Source organism: Pseudomonas sp. 18-147 (assembly GCF_051048045.1).
GTDB lineage: Bacteria > Pseudomonadota > Gammaproteobacteria > Pseudomonadales > Pseudomonadaceae > Pseudomonas > Pseudomonas aeruginosa.
Window position 1 is genome coordinate 5,833,490 of sequence record NZ_CP182296.1, and the last position, 19,209, is coordinate 5,852,698.

The following is a 19,209-nucleotide window of genomic DNA, read 5'->3' on the forward strand; positions in this document are numbered from 1 at the left end:
GGGGGTATCTCTAGGAATGGGGGGTCGCGAAAACGCGGGGCGCGGAATATAGCACAAAAAATGAGCAATTCCGACGTTTTCACTGGGTATTGCCTGTCGTCGGCCGGCTTCGAAAAAATGCCATCATTTAGCCATCTTGTTTCTATACTCCATTCATCGTCATCTCACCCGGCCTCTAAGGCAGGCCCCCGGGAGAGTCATCGTGCGCCATCCTCTTGCCCTGCTCGCGGTCATCTTCCTGCTACTGGCCAGCGCCGTTTCGCGCGCCGCGCCGGAGTTTCCGGCGCCTCCGGCCAGCGGCGCCTGGTTGAACGGCTCGCTGGACCTGCTCGAAGACCCCGATGGCAACCTGGCGGTGGAGGACCTCGAACAAGCGGAGCAGGCCGGCCGCTTCGTCGCCGCCGCCGGCCGCACCAGCGTCGGCCTCAGCCGCAGCGCCTGGTGGCTGCGCCTCGACCTGCCGAGACGCGAGGCGGTATCCGGCGGCTGGTGGCTGGAAGTCGCCAGCGCCAGCCTGCACGACCTGCGCCTGTATCTCCCCGACGAGCGCGGCGGGTTCCGTGAACATCGCAGCGGCGAAGCGGTGCCCTTCGCCGAGGGCCGCGACCACGCCTACCGTCATCCGCTGTTCCGGATCCCTCCCGGCGATGGGCCGTTGCGCGTCTACCTGCGCAGCTACGATCCCGGCGGCAACGCCTTTCCGCTGAGGCTCTGGAGCCACGACGAACTGCTGGAATACCGCAGCCAGGGCAACCTGCTGTTCGGCATGGCCTACGGGCTGATCCTCGCCCTGCTGCTGTACAACCTGTTCCTCTTCACCAGCCTGCGCGATCGCGCCTATTTCTGGTACGTGCTGACCGCTGCCAGCGCGCTGGTGCTGACCCTGAGCATCAGCGGCCATGGTTTCGAGTATTTCTGGCCCGAGCGGGCGGTGCCCTGGTGGCTTGACCGCCTGGCGCTGCTGGCGATCTGGGGCATCTGCGTGATCCGCTTCAGCCAGAACCTGCTGCAAAGCCGGCAGCACGCACGCTGGGCCCATCACCTGCTGAACGCCTGTTGCCTGCTGTTCCTTGCCTGCCTGGCGTTCAACGCCGCCGGCTGGCGCTGGCAGGCGGCCGGCGTGCTGGCGCTGACCCTGCTGGCCAACCTGCCGATCGCCATCGGCCTGGCAGTGCAGCGCTGGCGCCAGGGTTCGGCCACGGCGCGCCTGTACCTGGTCGGCTTCGGCCTGGTGCTCGGCAGCGTCAGCCTTGGCGTGATGCGCGCCACCGCGCTGGTCCAGCCGACCTCGGCCAACGCCATGGTCTTCCCGCTGGCGCTGACCCTGGAGGCCCTGCTGTTCTCCCTGGCGCTCGCCTCGCGCATCCAGGATCTGAAGCAGGAAAGGGCCCTGGCCCTGGACCAGGCCGACCAGGAAAAGAACGCGCGCCTGGCCCTGCTGCACAGCGCCCAGCGCGACCTGGCACGCGCCGTGGAAGTCCGTACCAACGAGTTGAGCGAGGCCAATCGCCAGTTGCAGATGCGCGAAGCGCAACTGCAGTACGCCGCCCATCACGACCCGCTGACCGGGCTTGGCAACCGCAGGCACCTGATGGAGTTCGCCGAAAGCGCCCTGGACGACGCGCGCCGCCACGGCAACAGCATGGCGCTGCTGCTGATCGACCTGGATCACTTCAAGCCGATCACCGATACCCATGGCCACGATGCCGGCGACTTCGTCCTGCAGAACGTGGCCCAGCGGCTGCGCCATTGCGTGCGCACCGAGGATTGCGTGGCGCGCCTCGGCGGCGACGAATTCGCCGTGCTGGTCGGCGGGTCGAATGCCGAACAGCATGCCCGCGACATCGCCGAACGCCTGCTGCGAGAACTGGCGAAACCGGTGGAGTTCGCCAAGCAGTGGCTGGTGATCACACCGAGCATCGGCGTCGCCCTGTTTCCCGGCGACGCCCTGCAGTTCGGCAAACTCTACAAGGCCGCCGACCAGGCGCTGTACCGGGTCAAGGGCGCCGGGCGCGCCGGCTATGCGATGGTCCAGGAGCTACAGTTGGAGCAAGCCATGGACAGCCTTCGAACTTACAAATGAAGCCTGGAGACAGCCCACATATCGAGCTATCCTACAATTCCTTTGAAAGATGATTTCCAGACCTGCGAGTAAAACGCTCAAAACGAGTAGAAATATAAAAATCGACTCGATATCACGAGAACACCTAGACTCCTACAATCGTAAACCAACCTAAAAAACCATAAAAATGCGAAGAAGCCTCCTCCAATTTAAAAATTTTCGAAAAACCCTAAAAGAAAATATAAAGAACCGTCTCGCGCTTCTTTCTCTTGCGCTCCTATATGATACCTCGCTGGCCACTGCGAAGCCTCAGGAAAACTGCAACTTTCTCTGGGGAACGGCCTCAGCGGCCTATCAGGTAGAGGGCGGTTGGAATCTGGACGGGAAAGGACCTTCGAACTGGGACGACTTCACCCATAGAGGCATTACCAAGTATCTTATCGGAGAGAACCACACTGGCGATGTTGCCACGAACCAGATATCCAGAGACGTCTATCTAAAAGACATAGATCTGATGCGCAAACTCGGAGTCAACTCGTACCGTTTCTCGATAAGCTGGGCACGAGTGCTGCCCGATGGCCAGACGATAAACCCCAAAGGGCTCGAGTACTACAAGATACTCATACAAGATTTGAAGGATGCCGGAATAACTCCAATTGTAACACTTTACCACTGGGATATGCCCTTAGCTCTTTACAAGAAAGGTGGATGGTACTCCTCTAAATCGCCCGACTGGTTCGCTGGCTACGCAAAGCTCATTTTCAGCAATTTTGGCGAAGAGGTACCTTACTTCATAACTTTCAATGAGCCGGAGGGCAATATCTTTACCCTGACGCCCTTGGTAGAGAACTTCCTCACCGAGACCCCCTCACCCTATGAGAAAGTACTATCCGTAGAGTCACGCGCAGCTCAGGCAGAGGCCATGCACAACCTCCTGCTGGCGAACTCGCTAGCGGTTACCTCATACAAGGAAGCAGGGTACAAGGGACAAATCGGTATTGCCCTGAATCTATCTCCCTGTGTCGATAATGAGAACCCGAACAGCGCAGCCAAGAGGAACTGTAACTCTGTGCACAATGCCTGGGTTCTGGACGCGCTTTACAAAGGAAACTACCCGAAAGATATAAAAACTCTCTATCAGAAGTACGCACCCGCGTTCCAGCCCTCTCAGGATGATATGAAAAAGATCATGCAGGGAAGACCTGACTTCATCGGCGTAAACTTCTACTCTCCCACCCTGGTGAAAGACGATCCAAGCCAACCCTTCGGAATAGCAAATCGCCCAAATCCAGACCAGTATCCTTCCTATAACGGCCCCGTCTCTCCTTCTCATCTGGTCGAACTACTAATGCAGATAGACAAAGAATACGACCATCCTACTCTGATCATAACGGAGAACGGAGCCGGCTTCGGAGTGGACGATGAAAAACTCACTGAAAATAGGGTGCTAGATCCACTCAGGGCAAAGTATCTCTCTGACCACATTGATGCAGCGCTCTCAGCCAAGCATGCAGGAGTGAAAGTAGAAGGGTATCTATTCTGGAGTCTTCTGGACAACTTCGAGTGGCTGTTCGGCTACAGAAATCGCTTCGGAATGATTGGGGTCGACTTTGAAAGCCCACAACTAGCGAGGACACCAAAATCCAGCTATTACAAATACCAAGAGAAAATCAGGGATTATAAAGAGCGTAACAAGTGCCTGCCCCAGCAAAGCCGGCACTCAGGTTAACGACTTCAAAAAAAGACCTGGCGCTATAGGCGGCCAGGTCCGTACTGGAAGGCACGCGGAACCCGCGCACCAACCTTGCTCAGAAGCTCGTAGCCGAGGGTGCCGCAGGCACGGGCGACCTCGTCCACCGACAACCCGGCGCCCCACAACTCCACCGGGTCGCCAACGCGAGCCTCCGGCAGGTCGGAGAGGTCGACCGCCAGCATGTCCATCGAGACCCGCCCGGCCAGGGTCGCGCGGCGTCCCCCGACCAGTACCGGAGTCCCGGCTGGCGCGGTACGCGGATAGCCGTCGGCGTAGCCGCAACTGACCGTGCCGATCCGCGCCGGCCGCTCGGCGATCCAGGTGGCGCCGTAGCCGACGCTCTCGCCCACGGCCACCTCGCGCAGTGAAATCAACTGCGCGCCCAGGCTCATGGCCGGCCTCAGGCCCAGTTCGGCGGCGCTCAGGTCGGCCAGCGGGGTCGACCCGTAGAGCATGATTCCCGGCCGCAGCCAGTCCATGTGGGCGGCCGGGATAGTCAGCACCGCCGCCGAATTGGCCAGGCTGCGCTGGTCGAAATCCAGGTCGAGCAGGCCGAGGAAACTCTCCAGCTGCTGCTCGGTGAGCGGATGGTTGCGTTCGTCGGCGCAGGCGAAATGGCTGATCAGGTTCAGCTCGCGCACACCAGGATGGTTGCGCAGGCGCGCATGCCAGGCGCGCAGCGCGGCAGGATCGAAGCCCAGGCGGTGCATGCCGGAGTCGAGCTTGAGCCAGACGTTGAGTGGAATATCCAGGCCGGCGGCGAGGAACGCCTCGCCCTGTTCCGCGCCCTGGATCACCAGGTCCAGGCGCAATTGCCCGGCGAGGGCGTATTCGCTCGCCTCGAAGCAGCCTTCCAGCAACAGGATGCGCGCGCTGGCGTGCAAGGCGCGGACTTCCGCGGCCTCCTCCAGGCAGGCCACGGCGAAGCCATCGGCATCGTCGTGCAACGCGGTAACCACTTCGCGCGCACCGTGGCCATAGGCGTTCGCCTTGACCACCGCGAACGCCTGGCGCTGCGGCGCGCAGCGCTTGGCCAGGGCATAGTTGTGGCGAATGGCGGAAAGGTCGACGGTGGCAACGAGGGGACGCATGGCATCGGGTCCTGCAACTGAAACGGGTGCCTATGGTAAGGCGCCCGCCGGGCAAGACCCAAGCCGGGTCATTCGTCCTCGAAGTTGTACATGCCGGCGGCAAGGTTCTCGAAGCGCGTGTATTTGCCGATGAAGGCCAGGCGCACCGTACCGATCGGACCGTTACGCTGCTTGCCGATGATGATTTCGGCGACGCCCTTGAACTCGGTCTCCGGGTGGTACACCTCGTCGCGGTAGACGAACATGATCACGTCGGCGTCCTGCTCGATCGCCCCGGATTCGCGCAAGTCGGAGTTCACCGGGCGCTTGTTGGGTCGCTGCTCCAGGGAGCGGTTGAGCTGCGACAGGGCAATCACCGGGCAGTTGAATTCCTTCGCCAGGGCCTTCAGCGAGCGGGAAATCTCGGAAATCTCGTTGGTCCGGTTGTCGCCGCTGGAGCCGGGTATCTGCATCAGTTGCAGGTAGTCGATCATGATCAGCGCCAGGTCGCCGTGCTCGCGCACCAGGCGACGGGTCCGCGCGCGCATTTCCGAGGGACTGATGCCAGCGGTATCGTCGATGAACAGCTTCTTGTCGTTGAGCAGGTTGATCGCCGAAGTCAGGCGCGGCCAGTCCTCGTCGTCGAGCTTGCCGGAACGCACCTTGGTCTGGTCGATACGCCCGAGCGACGAGAGCATACGCATCACGATCGAGTCGGAGGGCATCTCCAGGGAGTACACCAACACGGCCTTGTCGGTGCGCATCACCGCGTTCTCGACCAGGTTCATGGCGAAGGTGGTCTTACCCATCGACGGACGCCCGGCGACGATGATCAGGTCGGCCGGCTGCAGGCCGCTGGTCTTCTCGTCGAGGTCGGTGAAACCGGTGGACACCCCGGTCAGCGCCTCGGTGGTGTTGAACAGGTAGTCGATGCGGTCGATGGTCTTGACCAGGATATCGCTGATCCCTACCGGCCCGCCGGTCTTCGGTCGCGCTTCGGCGATCTCGAAGATCTTCCGCTCGGCCTCGTCGAGGATCTCGTTGGCGCCGCGCCCTTCCGGGTGGAAGGCGCTGTCGGCGATCTCGTTGCTGATGCCGATCAGTTGGCGCAGGGTGGCGCGCTCGCGGATGATCTGCGCGTAGGCCTTGATGTTGGCGACCGAGGGAATGTTCTTCGCCAGTTCGCCGAGATAGGCCAGGCCGCCGACCTGGGCCAGTTGTCCTTCCTTCTCCAACTGCTCGGAGAGGGTCACCACGTCGATCGGCTGGTTGGCCTCGGCCAGCTTGTAGATGGCGCGGAAGATCAGGCGATGGTCATGGCGGTAGAAATCGCCGTCGGACACCGAATCCGACACACGCTCCCAGGCGTTGTTGTCCAGCATCAGGCCACCCAGCACGGCCTGCTCGGCCTCGATCGAGTGCGGCGGCACCTTCAGGGCTGTGGTTTCCAGGTCGTATTGCTCGGGGCTGGTGATCTCGTTCATAGACTCGACGCAAGAAAAAGGAACAGCGGAAAAAACAACGGGCACGGTGCCGTTGCCGGTACCGTGCCCGATGTTAGCGGACTGCCGCGGACACGCATATGCCCGCCCAGCCCTACCGATCGGATCGCTTACTCAGCGACGATGATCAGCTTCAGAGTGGTTTCCACGTCGGTGTGCAGGTGCACGGCGACGTCGAACTCACCGGTGTTGCGCAGCGCGCCGTTGGGCAGGCGAACTTCGGCTTTTTCCAGCGGGTAACCGGCAGCGGAAACGGCTTCGGCGATGTCGCGGGTGCCGATCGAACCGAACAGCTTGCCTTCGTCGCCAGCGTGGGCGCCGAGGGTTACCACCAGCTCGGAGAGCTGGGCAGCACGGGCTTCGGCAGCGGCCTTCTTCTCGGCGGCAGCCTTTTCCAGCTCGGCGCGGCGTGCTTCGAACGCAGCGACGTTCTCGGCGGTGGCGACGGTGGCCTTGCCCTGCGGCAGCAGGAAGTTACGGGCGTAACCGCCCTTGATGTTCACCTTGTCGCCCAGGTTGCCCAGGTTGGCGACTTTTTCCAGCAGGATGACTTCCATTTGAGTCTTACCTCTTAACTTTTAACCTTCACCGTTCGTGGAACCCTGGCGCCGGGCCAGGCGTCCACGAAAATCAAACAGACTGTCGACAACCGCCAAAAGACAGATCAGGTTCCCCAGCAGCAATACAGCCAGGTACAGGCCCACCAGCCAACCACCCGCGAGGCGCTTCAGGGCGATCAGGCCATGCCCGAGCGCCACGCCGGCGATGATCAGCGGCACGCTGCACAACGGACCGAGCACCGCGGCCTGCACTTCCAGCGCCGGGACCACGACGGCCCCCAGTAGCAGGATCACGGCAACCGCCGGCGCCAGCCGCAAACTCCGGAATTCGCGGCCGAAGCCGCCCGGGTTGTACAGCGAAGCCTGCCAGTACCGCGCGAGCATCAGGCAGAGCAGGCAGGTCACCTGCAGCGAGGAAGCCATGACCCCGGTCAGGGTCGGCACCAGCGCCACCTGCAACTTGTCCAGCTCTTCGCCCGACAGCTGGGACTCCCCGCGAAGCTGGGTCAGGACCTTGGTGACTTCCGTCGCCAGGGCGCCGATCAGCTCGCTGGAGGTATGCCCCAGCACCAGCGCGAATACCACGCCAACTGCAACACTGCCCAGCAGCACATGGCTCCAGGACGTGCTGGCGCGCAGGATCTGCGCCAGCGTCAGGGTACCGAGCAGGACCAGAAGGATGCTCGGATCGCCCAGGTACCACCAGAACATCGCCGGTAGCACCGCCCAGGCCAGGACGCCGAAGGCGTCGCCGAATCCGCGCCGCAGCAGCACCAGGCTACCGGCGGCGGCACTCAGCCAGAACAACAGTGGAACAACCGCGGAGCCTGCCACGGCGAGCGTGGCCTGCATGCGGCCGCGCATGGTGAACTCAGCCAGTGCGCGCATGCGATCTATCCCTTACCAGCGTTCGACTGCCCGATCTCAACGGCCGTGGCTGTCGGTGTAAGGAAGCAGGGCCAGGTAGCGGGCGCGCTTGATAGCGGTCGCCAGCTGACGCTGGTACTTGGCCTTGGTGCCGGTGATACGGCTCGGAACGATCTTGCCGGTTTCGGAAACGTAGGCCTTCAGGGTGTTGAGATCCTTGTAATCGATCTCTTTCACGCCTTCGGCGGTGAAGCGGCAGAACTTACGACGACGGAAGAAACGTGCCATGTGATTGGCTCCTCAATACTGGTCCGGAATTACTCGTCAGCGTTATCGCTATCGCTGTTGTCGTCGCCATCGGCGCCTTCAGCGTTATCGTTCGGACGCTCACGACGCTCGCGACGCTCGTTGCGGCTTTCTTCAGCCTTGAGCATCTCGGACTGCTCGGTGACAGCTTCGTCGCGACGCATGACCAGGTTACGGATCACGGCATCGTTGTAACGGAAGTTGTCTTCCAGCTCAGCCAGGGCCTTGGCGCTGCACTCGACGTTCATCAGAACGTAGTGGGCCTTGTGCACGTTGTTGATGGCGTAGGCCAGCTGACGACGGCCCCAGTCTTCCAGACGGTGGATCTTGCCGCCGTCTTCTTCGATGGCCTTGGTGTAACGCTCGACCATGCCACCGACTTGTTCGCTCTGGTCCGGGTGAACCAGGAACACGATTTCGTAATGACGCATAAATGCTCCTTACGGGTTGCAGCCTGCCGCAGAACGGTCAGGCAAGGAGTGAATGTTTTCTTGGCTTGCCTGGTGGAGAGGCGAACGAACGCCTGCCCGCGCGGCAAGGGGCGACATTCTAGAGAAGGGCAACCGGCGAAGCAAGGAAGATTGGCGAATATTTGTACAGCGGATGGAATGGCGCGGGGCCGCGCCGCGGCGGCCCCGCACGCGCTCACTCCAGCGGGGTGCGCTGGCGGAGGATCTCGAACAGGCAGACGCCGGTGGCGACCGAGACGTTCAGGCTGCTGACGCTGCCGGCCATCGGCAACCTGGCGAGGAAGTCGCAGTGCTCACGGGTCAGCCGGCGCATGCCCTTGCCTTCCGCGCCCATCACCAGCACGGTCGGCCCCTTGAGGTCGAGCTGGTAGAGGGTCTTGTCCGCCTCGCCAGCGGTGCCGACCACCCACAGGCCGCGCTGCTGGAGCTTTTCCAGGGTGCGCGCGAGGTTGGTCACCGCCACCAGCGGGATCACCTCGGCGGCGCCGCAAGCGACCTTGCGCACGGTGGCGTTGAGGGTCGCGGACTTGTCCTTGGGCACGATCACCGCCTGCACCCCCGCCGCATCGGCGGTACGCAGGCAGGCGCCGAGGTTGTGCGGATCGGTGACGCCATCCAGGGCCAGCAGCAGCGGCACGCCCTCGCTCCGCTCGAGCAGTTCCTCGAGCATGTTTTCGCCCCAGACCTGGCTGGGGCTGACTTCCGCGACCACGCCCTGGTGGACGCCTTCCGCCCACTCGTCGAGTTCGCGCCGGTCGCGCTGCCCTACCGGAATACGGAACCCGGCGGCCAGCTCGGTGAGCACCTGGACCCGCGGATCATGCCGCCCCTCGGCCAGCCACAACTGCTTGACCCGCTTCGGGTGATGACGCAACAACGCTTCCACGGCATGCACGCCGTAGACCTTTTCCCACTGACTCATGACTTGGCCTTACGTTTGCGCGCCCCGGTGGCGGCCGGAGCGTTGTCGGCCTTCGGCTTGGAAGGCCCCTTGCGATGCTTGGTCGGCTTTCCCGGCTTGGCGGCAGCGGCGGGCTTGCCGCCCTTGGCCTTGCCCTTCGCGCTCTTGCCCGCAGGAACGACCTTGCCCTTCTTCCCGCCCTTGTCCTTGCCGCCGCCGACGCGCGCCTCGGCGAGCAGCGCCTGCTTCACCTCGCGACTCTTGCGCACGTCGGTGTTGCCGAGCATCTCCGCGGCCTGCGCCAGCAGCTCCGGCGCGACCGGCGGCAGCGCCTGCACCTTGCCGGCCTTGCGCCGCGGCACCACCGCGGCGTCGGGACTGGCCAGTGCCGGCTCCAGGTCGACCTCGGGCACGGTTGCGCCCTTGCGCCCCTTCGGCGCCTTGCCGGCGTTCGCCGACTTGTCGCCGTTGCGCTTCTTGCGTCCGATCGGCGCGCTCAGCACGTTTCCGGCCAGCTCGAAATCGATCTTCCGCTCGTCCAGGTCGACCCGCGCCACTACCACTTCCGTGGTGTCGCCGAGACGGAAGCTGCGCCCGGTGCGCTCGCCGCTGAGGCGATGGTGCACGGCGTCGAAATGATAGTAATCGCCGGGCAGCGCGGTCACATGGACCAGGCCTTCGACGAAGATGTCGGTCAGCTCGACGAACAGACCGAAACCGGTGACCGCGGTGATTACGCCAGGGAAGGTCTCGCCGACCCGCTCGCGCATGTATTCGCACTTCAGCCAGTTGGTCACGTCGCGGGTGGCCTCGTCGGCACGCCGCTCGGTCATCGAGCACTGCTCGCCCAACTGGTCCAGGCGCAATTCGTCGTACGGATAGATGCGCGCCTTGGGCATGCTCGCCGCGCCGGCCCGCTGCACGTGCGGAGTCTCCGCCTTGGAGCGGATCACACTGCGGATCGCACGATGCACCAGCAGGTCCGGGTAGCGCCGGATCGGCGAGGTGAAGTGGGTGTAGGCGTCGTAGTTGAGGCCGAAGTGGCCATTGTTGTCCGGGCTGTACACCGCCTGGCTGAGCGAACGCAGCATGACCGTCTGGATCAGGCGGAAGTCGGCGCGGTCGTGGATCTTCTCCAGCAACTCCTGGTAGTCGCCCGGGGTCGGCGCGGCCTTGCCGCGGCCGAGGCTCAACCCCAGCTCGCCGAGGAACTGGCGCAGGTTGTTGAGCTTCTCCTGCGGCGGGCCGTCATGCACCCGGTACAACGCCGGGATGGCGTGCTTCTGCAGGAAGCGTGCGGTCGCCACGTTGGCGCAGAGCATGCACTCTTCGATCAGGCGGTGCGCATCGTTGCGCTGGGTCGGGCGGATTTCCGAGATCTTCCGGTCGGCGCCGAAGACGATGCGGGTTTCCTGGGTCTCGAAATCGATCGCGCCGCGGACATGGCGGCCGGCCAGCAGCGCTTTATACAGCGCATACAACTGCTGCAGGTGCGGCACCACGCCGGGCAACTGCTGGCGCAGGTTCTCGGCCTCAACGCTGTCGGGATGCTCGAGCAACTGGCTGACCTTGGTGTAGGTCAGGCGCGCATGGGAGTGGATCACCGCTTCGTAGAACTGATAGCCGGTCAGCTTGCCGGCCTTGGACAGGGTCATCTCGCAGACCATGGCCAGCCGGTCGACCAGCGGATTCAGCGAGCAGAGACCATTGGACAGCACCTCCGGCAGCATCGGGATCACCCGCTCGGGGAAATACACCGAGTTGCCGCGCCTGGCCGCCTCTTCGTCCAGCGCCGAACCGACCTTCACGTAGTGCGAGACATCGGCGATCGCCACGAACAGGCGCCAGCCGCCGCCGCGCTTGGCCTCGGCGTACACCGCGTCGTCGAAGTCGCGGGCATCCTCGCCGTCGATGGTGACGAAGGGCACCTGGCGCAGGTCGATACGCTTTTCCTTGTCCTTCTCCGCCACTTCCGGCTTGAGCTTGGCCGCTTCCTTCTCCACCGCGGCCGGCCAGACGTGGGGGATATCGTAGCTGCGCAGGGCGACTTCGATCTCCATCCCCGGCGCCATGTAGTCGCCGAGCACCTCGACGATCTCGCCCTGGGCCTGGCGGTGGATGCTCGGCCATTGCTCGATGCGCACCTGGACGAACTGGTTGTGCCTGGCCTTGCCGGCCTTGCCCGGCGGGATCAGGACTTCCTGCTGGATCTTCGGGTTGTCCGCGACCACCACGCCGATGCCGCTTTCCTCGAAGTAGCGGCCGACCACGATCTCGTGGGCCCGCTCGATCACCTCGACCAGCTGGCCTTCGCGGCGTCCGCGCCGGTCATGGCCGGATACCCGGGCCAGGGCGCGGTCGCCGTCGAACACCAGGCGCATCTGGGTGGGACTGAGGAACAGGTCGTCGCTGCCATCGTCGGGGATCAGGAAGCCGAAGCCGTCGCGGTGCCCGCTGATGCGGCCGCGGATCAGGTCCAGCTTGTCCACCGGCGCATAGGCGCCACGACGCGTATAGATAAGCTGCCCGTCGCGCTCCATGGCGCGCAGGCGACGACGCAAGGCCTCTTCCGGCTCCTCGCCGGCGAGCCCGAACTCGTCGAGCAACTGGGAGCGAGTCGCCGGAGCGCCCCGCTCGGATAGGTGAGCCAGGATCAGTTCCCGGCTGGGGATGGGGTTTTCGTACTTTTCCGCTTCGCGAGCGGCCTCGGGATCGAGGTTTTGCCAATCGGCCATTAGAGGTAGGTCACCTTTTCTTCTTTAGCGTTTGCTGCCATTGCTCTATTGAAGCGCGAAAACGCTTCGTCGGTCAGCTTCGGCAACAGAATAATTTTTATCGCATCAGGGGTTTACAAGCAGAATACGTACTCGTATAGTTCGCGCCCACAACGTTGCTGAGACGTTGTAACACGGAAACGATGAGCGATCATCGACTCCAGTGCCCAGGTGGCGGAATTGGTAGACGCACTAGGTTCAGGTCCTAGCGGTGGCAACACCGTGGAAGTTCGAGTCTTCTCCTGGGCACCATATTTCAGACAAAGCCGGTCATTAGACCGTTTTTGTTTCAGCAGTTCAGCCACTACCAGGCATTGAAACTGCGACAAGGTTTGCAACACCCAAGTCGATGAGCGATCATCGCACAATGCTGAAAAGCATGCCCAGGTGGCGGAATTGGTAGACGCACTAGGTTCAGGTCCTAGCGGTGGCAACACCGTGGAAGTTCGAGTCTTCTCCTGGGCACCATCTTCAAGACAAACAGCCGAGCATCGCTCGGCTTTTTGTTGTCCGCGATTTTCCCTTCGAGCCACGCCACCCTCCCCCGCTCACCGCGGCGCCGACCCCGGAAATGAAAACGGGCCGCATGCGCAGCCCGTTCCGTCATCGCCCCGCTATCCGCCTCAGGCGAATGGATGGCGCAGGATGATGGTCTCGTTGCGGTCCGGACCGGTGGAGATGATATCGATCGGCGCACCCACCAGCTCTTCCACGCGCTTGATGTAGGCGCGGGCGTTGGCCGGCAACTCTTCCAGGGTCTTCGCACCCACGGTCGACTCGCTCCAGCCGGGCATTTCCTCGTAGACCGGCTGCAGGCCGATGTAGCTGTCGGCATCGGTCGGCGCTTCCAGCACATCGCCATCGGCATTCTTGTAGCCGACGCACAGGCGCACCACATCCAGGCCATCGAGCACGTCGAGCTTGGTCAGGCACAGGCCGGAGATGCTGTTGATCTCGATGGCGCGGCGCAGGATCACGGCATCGAACCAGCCGCAGCGACGAGCGCGACCGGTGGTGGCACCGAACTCGTGGCCGCGCTTGGCCAGGTAGGCGCCGACGTCGTCGAACAGCTCGGTCGGGAACGGACCGGAGCCGACGCGAGTGGTATAGGCCTTGGTGATACCCAGTACGTAGTCCAGGTACAGCGGGCCGAAGCCGGAACCGGTGGCGGTACCGCCAGCGGTGGTGTTGGAACTGGTCACGTAGGGGTAGGTGCCATGGTCGATGTCCAGCAGCGATCCCTGGGCGCCTTCGAACATGATGTCCTTGCCGTGCTTGCGCAGGTCGTGCAGGGTCGCGGCGACATCGGCCATCATCGGCTTGAGCAGCTCGGCATACTCCATCGCCTCGTCCAGGGTCTTCTGGAAGTCGATGGCCGGCTCCTTGTAGTAGTGCTGCAGGACGAAGTTATGGTAGTCCAGCAGCTCACCCAGCTTGGCGGCGAAGCGCTCGCGGTGGAACAGGTCGCCGACGCGCAGGCCGCGACGTGCCACCTTGTCCTCGTATGCCGGGCCGATGCCACGACCGGTGGTGCCGATCTTGGCTTCGCCGCGGGCCTTCTCGCGCGCCTGGTCGAGGGCGACGTGATAGGACAGGATCAGCGGACAGGAAGGACTGATGCGCAGGCGCTCGCGCACCGGCACGCCCTTCTCTTCCAGCTTGGTGATTTCGCGCAGCAGCGCATCCGGCGCCAGCACCACGCCATTGCCGATCAGGCACTGCACGCCTTCGCGCAGGATGCCCGATGGAATCAGGTGCAGGACGGTTTTCTCGCCATCGATCACCAGGGTGTGGCCAGCGTTGTGACCACCCTGGTAGCGAACTACGGCAGCCGCCTGCTCGGTGAGCAGGTCGACGATCTTGCCCTTGCCCTCATCACCCCATTGGGTGCCCAGGACTACGACATTCTTACCCATAACACTTGTCCCCATCGTGGAAGTTCGATGCCGGCCGCGGCCGGCGGAATCTCAGGACGCCAGCGGCGCCACCTGCCAATTGCCATCGCGCAGCGCCAGCTGCCGGTCGCAGCCCGCCTCGCGCGCAGAAGCCGCATCCTGCCCGGGCAGAGCCTGGACGACACGCTGCCCGTCGCGGCGCAGTCGTTGCACCGCCTGCCAGAGCCCGGCCCCTTCGACCGGCGCCCAGATACCCGATACAGCCTGGTCCAACCGGGCCTGGCCGAGAGTGACCAGGCTTTTCAGATCGGTGGAGAAACCGGTGGCCGGGCGGGCGCGCCCGAAATCGGCACCGATATCATCATAGCGACCGCCCTGGGCGATGGACTGGCCAACGCCGGGCACGAAGGCCGCAAACACCACGCCAGTGTGATAGTGATAGCCACGCAGCTCGCCGAGGTCGAAATACAGCGGCAAGCCGGGGAAACGTCCAGCCAGCGAATCGGCGATCTCGATCAGCTCGTTCAGCGCCACCTGGACATCGGCCGGCGCCGCCGCCAGACGGGCACGGCCCTGCTCCAGCGCATCGCGGCCGCCGCATAGCTCGGCCAGCGCACGCAACATGCCGCGCAGCTCGGCAGGCAGGTCTGCAGTCAGCGCCTCGACCTCGTCCACCGCCTTGCGCTGCAAGGCATCGAACAACTGCTGCTCGACTTCGCCGGACAGCCCTGCCGCGCGCGCCAGGCCGCGGTAGATACCGACATGGCCGAGGTCCATGTGCACGTCCGGCACTTCCGCCATCTCGAGCATTTCCAGCATCAGGCTGATCACCTCGACATCGCTGGCAGGGCTCGGATCGCCGTACAGCTCGGCGCCCAGCTGGATCGGACTACGCGAAGTGGACAGCGCGCGCGGCTGCGCATGCAGCACGCTGCCGGCATAGCACAGGCGGCTCGGTCCCTCGCGGCGCAGGCTGTGCGCATCCATCCGCGCCACTTGCGGCGTAATGTCGGCACGGAAACCCATGAGCCGGCCGGACGCCGGGTCGGTCACCTTGAAGGTGCGCAGGTCAAGATCCTGTCCCGCACCGGTGAGCAGCGACTCCAGGTATTCGATATGCGGGGTCACGACGAACTCGTAACCCCAGCGGTGGAACAGATCCAGCACCTGACGGCGGGCTGCTTCGATGCGCGCCGCCTCCGGGGGCAGCACCTCTTCGATCCCATCTGGCAGCAGCCAGCGGTCTACCGTTGCCATTTCGCCTCTCCCCTTTCAGCCGGGCGGCACATCATCAGTGAATCCAGTAAAGAAGCAGGGTGCCGAGCAGCATGCTGCCCAGCCCCACGAGACGCAGGTGACGGTCGCTCAGCCGGCCGATGCCGGTGACCGCCTCGCGCCATTGTCGCGGACACAGGAACGGCAGGATGCCTTCCAGCACCAGCACGAGACAAAAAGCGATGCCGAATTCCTGCCACATGATTCTCGCGGACGCAAAAAAGCCGGGATTTCCCGGCTGGCTCATCATAACACGATTTCTCCGGCGGGCGCTGCCGCCCGCCGGAGAACCGAGTATTACTTGTTGGCCTTGTTCAGATAGCGGAAGAACTCGCTGCTCGGATCGAGCACCAGTACGTCGCGCTTCTCGGCGAAGCTTTCGCGATACGCCTTCAGGCTACGGTAGAAGGAATAGAACTCCGGATCCTGGTTGTAGGCCTTGGCATAGATCGCGGCAGCCTTGGAGTCGCCGTCACCGCGGGTCTCTTCCGACTCGCGGTAGGCTTCGGCAACGATTACCCGGCGCTGGCGATCGGCGTCGGCACGAATGCCTTCGGCCAGTTCGCGACCCTTGGCGCGGTGCTCGCGGGCCTCGCGTTCACGCTCGGTGCTCATCCGCTCGAAGACGCTGCGGTTGACTTCCTTCGGCAGGTCGATGGCCTTGACCCGCACGTCGATCACCTCGATACCCAGCTCCTTCTGCGCCATGCGGTTCAGCGAAGCGGTGATGTCGCCCATCAGCGCGTCGCGCTCGCCCGATACCACTTCATGCAGGGTACGCTTGCCGAACTGGTCGCGCAGACCCGCTTCGAGACGCCGCGACAGGCGTTCGTCGGCGATCTGCTTGAGGCCCGAGGTAGCGGTATAGAAGCGCTCGGCATCCGCCACCCGCCACTTGGCATAGGCATCCACCATCACCGCTTTCTTTTCCAGGGTCAGGAAGCGCTGGGTCGGGGCATCCAGGGTCAGCAGGCGAGCGTCGAACTTGCGCACCTGGTTGACGTACGGGATCTTGAAGTGCAGGCCCGGCTTGACGTCGGACTCGACCACCCGGCCGAAGCGCAACATGACCGCGCGCTCGGTCTGCTGGACTACGTAGACGCTGTTCCACAGGACGATGGCGGCGACGACACCGACGATCAGAGCGATCAAAGACTTGTTGCCCATCAGCGGCTCTCCCTCGTACGCGCGTCTTGCTGGCGCAGGTCGTTGACGATCCGCGACCCCAGGTCGGAAGCGCTGGCGCTGCCACCACCGGCGGAAGCACCGGCACCCGTAGCGGGGGCGGCGTTACGACCATCGATCATCTTGTCCAGCGGCAGGTAGAGCAGGTTGTTCTGCCCCTGCTGACCGGTCACCAGCACCTTGCTGGTCTGGCTGAAGACTTCCTGCATGGTGTCCAGGTACAGACGCTCGCGCGTCACTTCCGGAGCCTTGCGATATTCCACCAGCAGCTTGGAGAAGCGATCCGCCTCGCCCTGGGCGCGCGAAATCACCTCGTCGCGGTAACCGTTGGCTTCTTCGATGATGCGCTGGGCCTGGCCACGTGCCTCCGGCACCACGCCGTTGGCATAGGCTTCGGCCTGGTTCTTCTCGCGCTGCTCGTCCTCGCGGGCCCGGATCACGTCGTCGAACGCTTCCTGCACCTCACGCGGTGCCTGGGCGCTCTGGATGTTCACCTGGGTCACGGTGATACCGGTCCTGTAGGTATCCAGGAAGCGTTGCAGGCGCTCGCGCACCTCGGTCGCCATCTGCTCGCGGCCTTCGGTGAGGATCCGGTCCATGGTGGTGGAGCCGGCGACATGCCGCAGCGCGCTCTCGGTCGCCTGCTGCAGGCTGACCTCGGGCTGGTCGACGTTGAGCACGAAGTCCTGCAGGTTGCTGATCTTGTACTGCACGGTCAGCGGCACTTCGACGATGTTCTCGTCCTCGGTGAGCATCTGCCCCTGCTTGCTGTACGCACGCTCGCGGGTGACGTTCTCCTGGAAGCGCTTGTCGATCGGCGGGAAGTAGAAGTTCAGGCCGGGACCGACCGTCTCGTAATACTTGCCGAAGCGCAGGATGACCGCCTGCTCCTGCTCGTCCACCACATAGATGGCGTTGTACAGCCAGAGCACGGCGAGGATCGCCAGGCCGATGCCGAACAGGCCCAGGCCACCGCCCTTGCCGCCGGAACCGGAGCCGGAACCGTTGCCACTGCGTTTTTTTCCACCGAACAGCCCGTTCAGGCTGTCCTGAAGCTTGCGGAAAGCCTCATCCAGGTCGGGCGGCCCCTTGCGGTCACCACCGCCGCCACCACCACCACGGCGGCCTCCCCACGGGTCTCGATCGTTGTTGTTCGAGTTGTCACCCGGCTCGTTCCAAGCCATAGCGCTCTCCATCTAGTAACGCGAAACGCGCCTGCGGCGCGGCCACCCATGCTACCGAATGCCCTGCCCGCTGCCAAAAGCAGCGATACGGGCTTTATTGCAAAGTGTGTTGCGCAACGAACTCCGCCGGCTGCCAGCCAGCGCGGCTCGCCAGGCGGTTCAACTCGGCCCGCGGCAGGCGCACCTGCAGCAGGGTACAACCCTCCTCATCGTGCGCCTCGGACTGCACCGCGCCCAGTTCGAACAACTGGGCGCGCAGGCGCCCGAGCCGCTGGGGCAGGCGCAAGGTTCCGACGAACAGGTCCTCGCCAAGCAGCTCGGCGATGGCCTGGCGCAACAGGTCGAGGCCTTCGCCGGTCTGCGCCGACAGCCAGACGCGCACCGGCTTGCCGGAGTCGTCGCGCTGGATGTGCGGCTCGACCGAGGGTAGCAGGTCAACCTTGTTATAGACCTCGAGCATCGGCAATTCGTTGGCGCCGATCTCGCCGAGCACCGCCAGCACCTGCTCGACCTGCGCATCCCGTTCGGGCTCGTAGGCGTCGATCACGTGCAGCAGGAGGTCGGCGTTGCTCGACTCTTCCAGCGTAGCGCGGAAGGCCTCCACCAGCTTGTGCGGCAGGTGGCGGATGAAGCCCACCGTGTCGGCCAGCACCACCGGCCCGAGATCGTCCAGTTGCAGGCGACGCAGGGTGGGGTCGAGGGTGGCGAACAACTGGTTGGCGGCATACACCTCGGAGGCGGTGAGCGAATTGAACAGGGTCGATTTGCCGGCGTTGGTATAGCCGACCAGGGAGACCGCCGGGATATCCGCGCGCTTGCGCCCGCGTCGAGCCTGCTCGCGCTGGCTGCGGACCTTCTCCAGGCGCTGCTTGATCTGGCGGATGCGCACGCGCAGCAGGCGTCGGTCGGTTTCCAGCTGGGTCTCGCCCGGACCGCGCAGACCGATACCGCCTTTCTGCCGTTCGAGGTGGGTCCAGCCGCGTACCAGCCGCGTGCTCATGTGCTCCAGTTGCGCCAGTTCCACCTGCAACTTGCCTTCGTGGGTACGTGCGCGCTGGGCGAAGATGTCGAGGATCAGCCCGGTCCGGTCGAGTACGCGGCACTCGAACGCTCGCTCGAGGTTGCGCTCCTGGCTGGGCGTCAAGGTGTGGTTGAAAATCACCAGCTCGACGTTTTCGGCCTTGACCAGGTCGTGCAACTCCTCGACCTTGCCACTGCCGATAAGATATTTGGCGCTCGGCTGGTGGCGGGAGACGCTGACGAATGCCACCGTTTCCGCGCCGGCCGAACGCACCAGCTCCTGGAACTCCTGCGGGTCTTCACGCGCCTCGGGGTTCTGCCCTTCCAGATGCACCAGAACAGCCTGTTCCCCACCACCTGGGCGCTCAAAGAACAAAGCGGACTC

Annotated in this window: 16 protein-coding genes and 2 tRNA genes; 4 read left to right on the top strand and 14 right to left on the bottom strand. The window is 63.8% G+C overall.

The window, feature by feature from the left end; all coding sequences use genetic code 11:
* Positions 1-202: 202 nt before the first annotated feature.
* Positions 203-2,083, top strand: a complete 1,881-nt coding sequence (locus ACM0M4_RS27655) for a diguanylate cyclase (RefSeq protein ID WP_221345452.1) — start codon at positions 203-205, stop codon at positions 2,081-2,083.
* A gap of 166 nt (positions 2,084-2,249) precedes the next feature.
* A complete protein-coding gene (locus ACM0M4_RS27660; protein ID WP_054375813.1) occupies positions 2,250-3,791 on the top strand; it encodes a glycoside hydrolase family 1 protein in 1,542 nt (513 codons plus the stop codon).
* Positions 3,792-3,814: 23 nt separating this feature from the next.
* Here the strand turns inward: ACM0M4_RS27660 and alr are convergent, their stop codons facing one another.
* The 8 genes from alr to rnr form a co-directional block, all read right to left on the bottom strand.
* The gene (alr, locus tag ACM0M4_RS27665; protein WP_015503744.1) at positions 3,815-4,906 is read right to left on the bottom strand and encodes an alanine racemase; all 1,092 of its coding nucleotides are present in this window, start codon (positions 4,904-4,906) and stop codon (positions 3,815-3,817) included.
* Positions 4,907-4,974: 68 nt separating this feature from the next.
* Complete coding sequence (gene dnaB / locus ACM0M4_RS27670) at positions 4,975-6,369, bottom strand: replicative DNA helicase (protein ID WP_003100012.1); 1,395 nt, start codon at positions 6,367-6,369, stop codon at positions 4,975-4,977.
* 128 nt (positions 6,370-6,497) lie between these two features.
* The gene (rplI, locus tag ACM0M4_RS27675) at positions 6,498-6,944 is read right to left on the bottom strand and encodes a 50S ribosomal protein L9 (RefSeq protein ID WP_003095627.1); all 447 of its coding nucleotides are present in this window, start codon (positions 6,942-6,944) and stop codon (positions 6,498-6,500) included.
* A 21-nt stretch (positions 6,945-6,965) separates the two neighbouring features.
* Positions 6,966-7,835, bottom strand: a complete 870-nt coding sequence (locus ACM0M4_RS27680; protein ID WP_003095630.1) for a hypothetical protein — start codon at positions 7,833-7,835, stop codon at positions 6,966-6,968.
* Between the two features lie 36 nt (positions 7,836-7,871).
* Entirely contained in the window at positions 7,872-8,102 is a 231-nt protein-coding gene (gene rpsR, locus ACM0M4_RS27685; RefSeq protein WP_003095634.1) for a 30S ribosomal protein S18, read from the bottom strand.
* Positions 8,103-8,131: 29 nt separating this feature from the next.
* On the bottom strand, positions 8,132-8,551 hold the full coding sequence (gene rpsF / locus ACM0M4_RS27690; RefSeq protein WP_003095636.1) for a 30S ribosomal protein S6: 420 nt from the start codon (positions 8,549-8,551) through the stop codon (positions 8,132-8,134).
* Between the two features lie 214 nt (positions 8,552-8,765).
* Entirely contained in the window at positions 8,766-9,512 is a 747-nt protein-coding gene (gene rlmB / locus ACM0M4_RS27695) for a 23S rRNA (guanosine(2251)-2'-O)-methyltransferase RlmB (RefSeq protein WP_003095638.1), read from the bottom strand.
* Complete coding sequence (rnr, locus tag ACM0M4_RS27700) at positions 9,509-12,226, bottom strand: ribonuclease R (RefSeq protein WP_054375814.1); 2,718 nt, start codon at positions 12,224-12,226, stop codon at positions 9,509-9,511. The genes rlmB and rnr overlap by 4 nt, the downstream gene beginning before the upstream one ends.
* 204 nt (positions 12,227-12,430) lie before the next feature.
* Between rnr and ACM0M4_RS27705 the strand changes: the two genes are divergently transcribed.
* Together ACM0M4_RS27705 and ACM0M4_RS27710 are read left to right on the top strand one after the other, a co-directional pair.
* A tRNA-Leu gene (locus tag ACM0M4_RS27705) sits at positions 12,431-12,517 on the top strand.
* Positions 12,518-12,646: 129 nt separating this feature from the next.
* Positions 12,647-12,733 (top strand) — tRNA-Leu (locus ACM0M4_RS27710).
* A gap of 155 nt (positions 12,734-12,888) precedes the next feature.
* Here ACM0M4_RS27710 and ACM0M4_RS27715 read toward each other — a convergent pair.
* The 6 genes from ACM0M4_RS27715 to hflX all read right to left on the bottom strand — a co-directional run bounded on the left by ACM0M4_RS27715 (position 12,889) and on the right by hflX (position 19,200).
* Positions 12,889-14,181 carry an adenylosuccinate synthase gene (locus ACM0M4_RS27715; protein ID WP_003095642.1) on the bottom strand — a complete coding sequence of 431 codons (1,293 nt, stop codon included), beginning with the start codon at positions 14,179-14,181 and terminating at the stop codon, positions 12,889-12,891.
* 51 nt (positions 14,182-14,232) lie between these two features.
* Complete coding sequence (locus ACM0M4_RS27720) at positions 14,233-15,417, bottom strand: ATP phosphoribosyltransferase regulatory subunit (RefSeq protein WP_034085743.1); 1,185 nt, start codon at positions 15,415-15,417, stop codon at positions 14,233-14,235.
* Between the two features lie 34 nt (positions 15,418-15,451).
* A complete protein-coding gene (locus tag ACM0M4_RS27725; RefSeq protein ID WP_003095647.1) occupies positions 15,452-15,637 on the bottom strand; it encodes a DUF2065 domain-containing protein in 186 nt (61 codons plus the stop codon).
* A 95-nt stretch (positions 15,638-15,732) separates the two neighbouring features.
* Complete coding sequence (hflC, locus tag ACM0M4_RS27730; RefSeq protein WP_003106429.1) at positions 15,733-16,602, bottom strand: protease modulator HflC; 870 nt, start codon at positions 16,600-16,602, stop codon at positions 15,733-15,735.
* Positions 16,602-17,804 (bottom strand): FtsH protease activity modulator HflK, encoded by a 1,203-nt coding sequence (gene hflK / locus ACM0M4_RS27735; protein WP_003106427.1) that lies wholly within the window; start codon positions 17,802-17,804, stop codon positions 16,602-16,604. The genes hflC and hflK overlap by 1 nt, the downstream gene beginning before the upstream one ends.
* Positions 17,805-17,898: 94 nt before the next feature.
* On the bottom strand, positions 17,899-19,200 hold the full coding sequence (hflX, locus tag ACM0M4_RS27740) for a ribosome rescue GTPase HflX (RefSeq protein WP_003113930.1): 1,302 nt from the start codon (positions 19,198-19,200) through the stop codon (positions 17,899-17,901).
* Between the last annotated feature and the right edge of the window lie 9 nt (positions 19,201-19,209).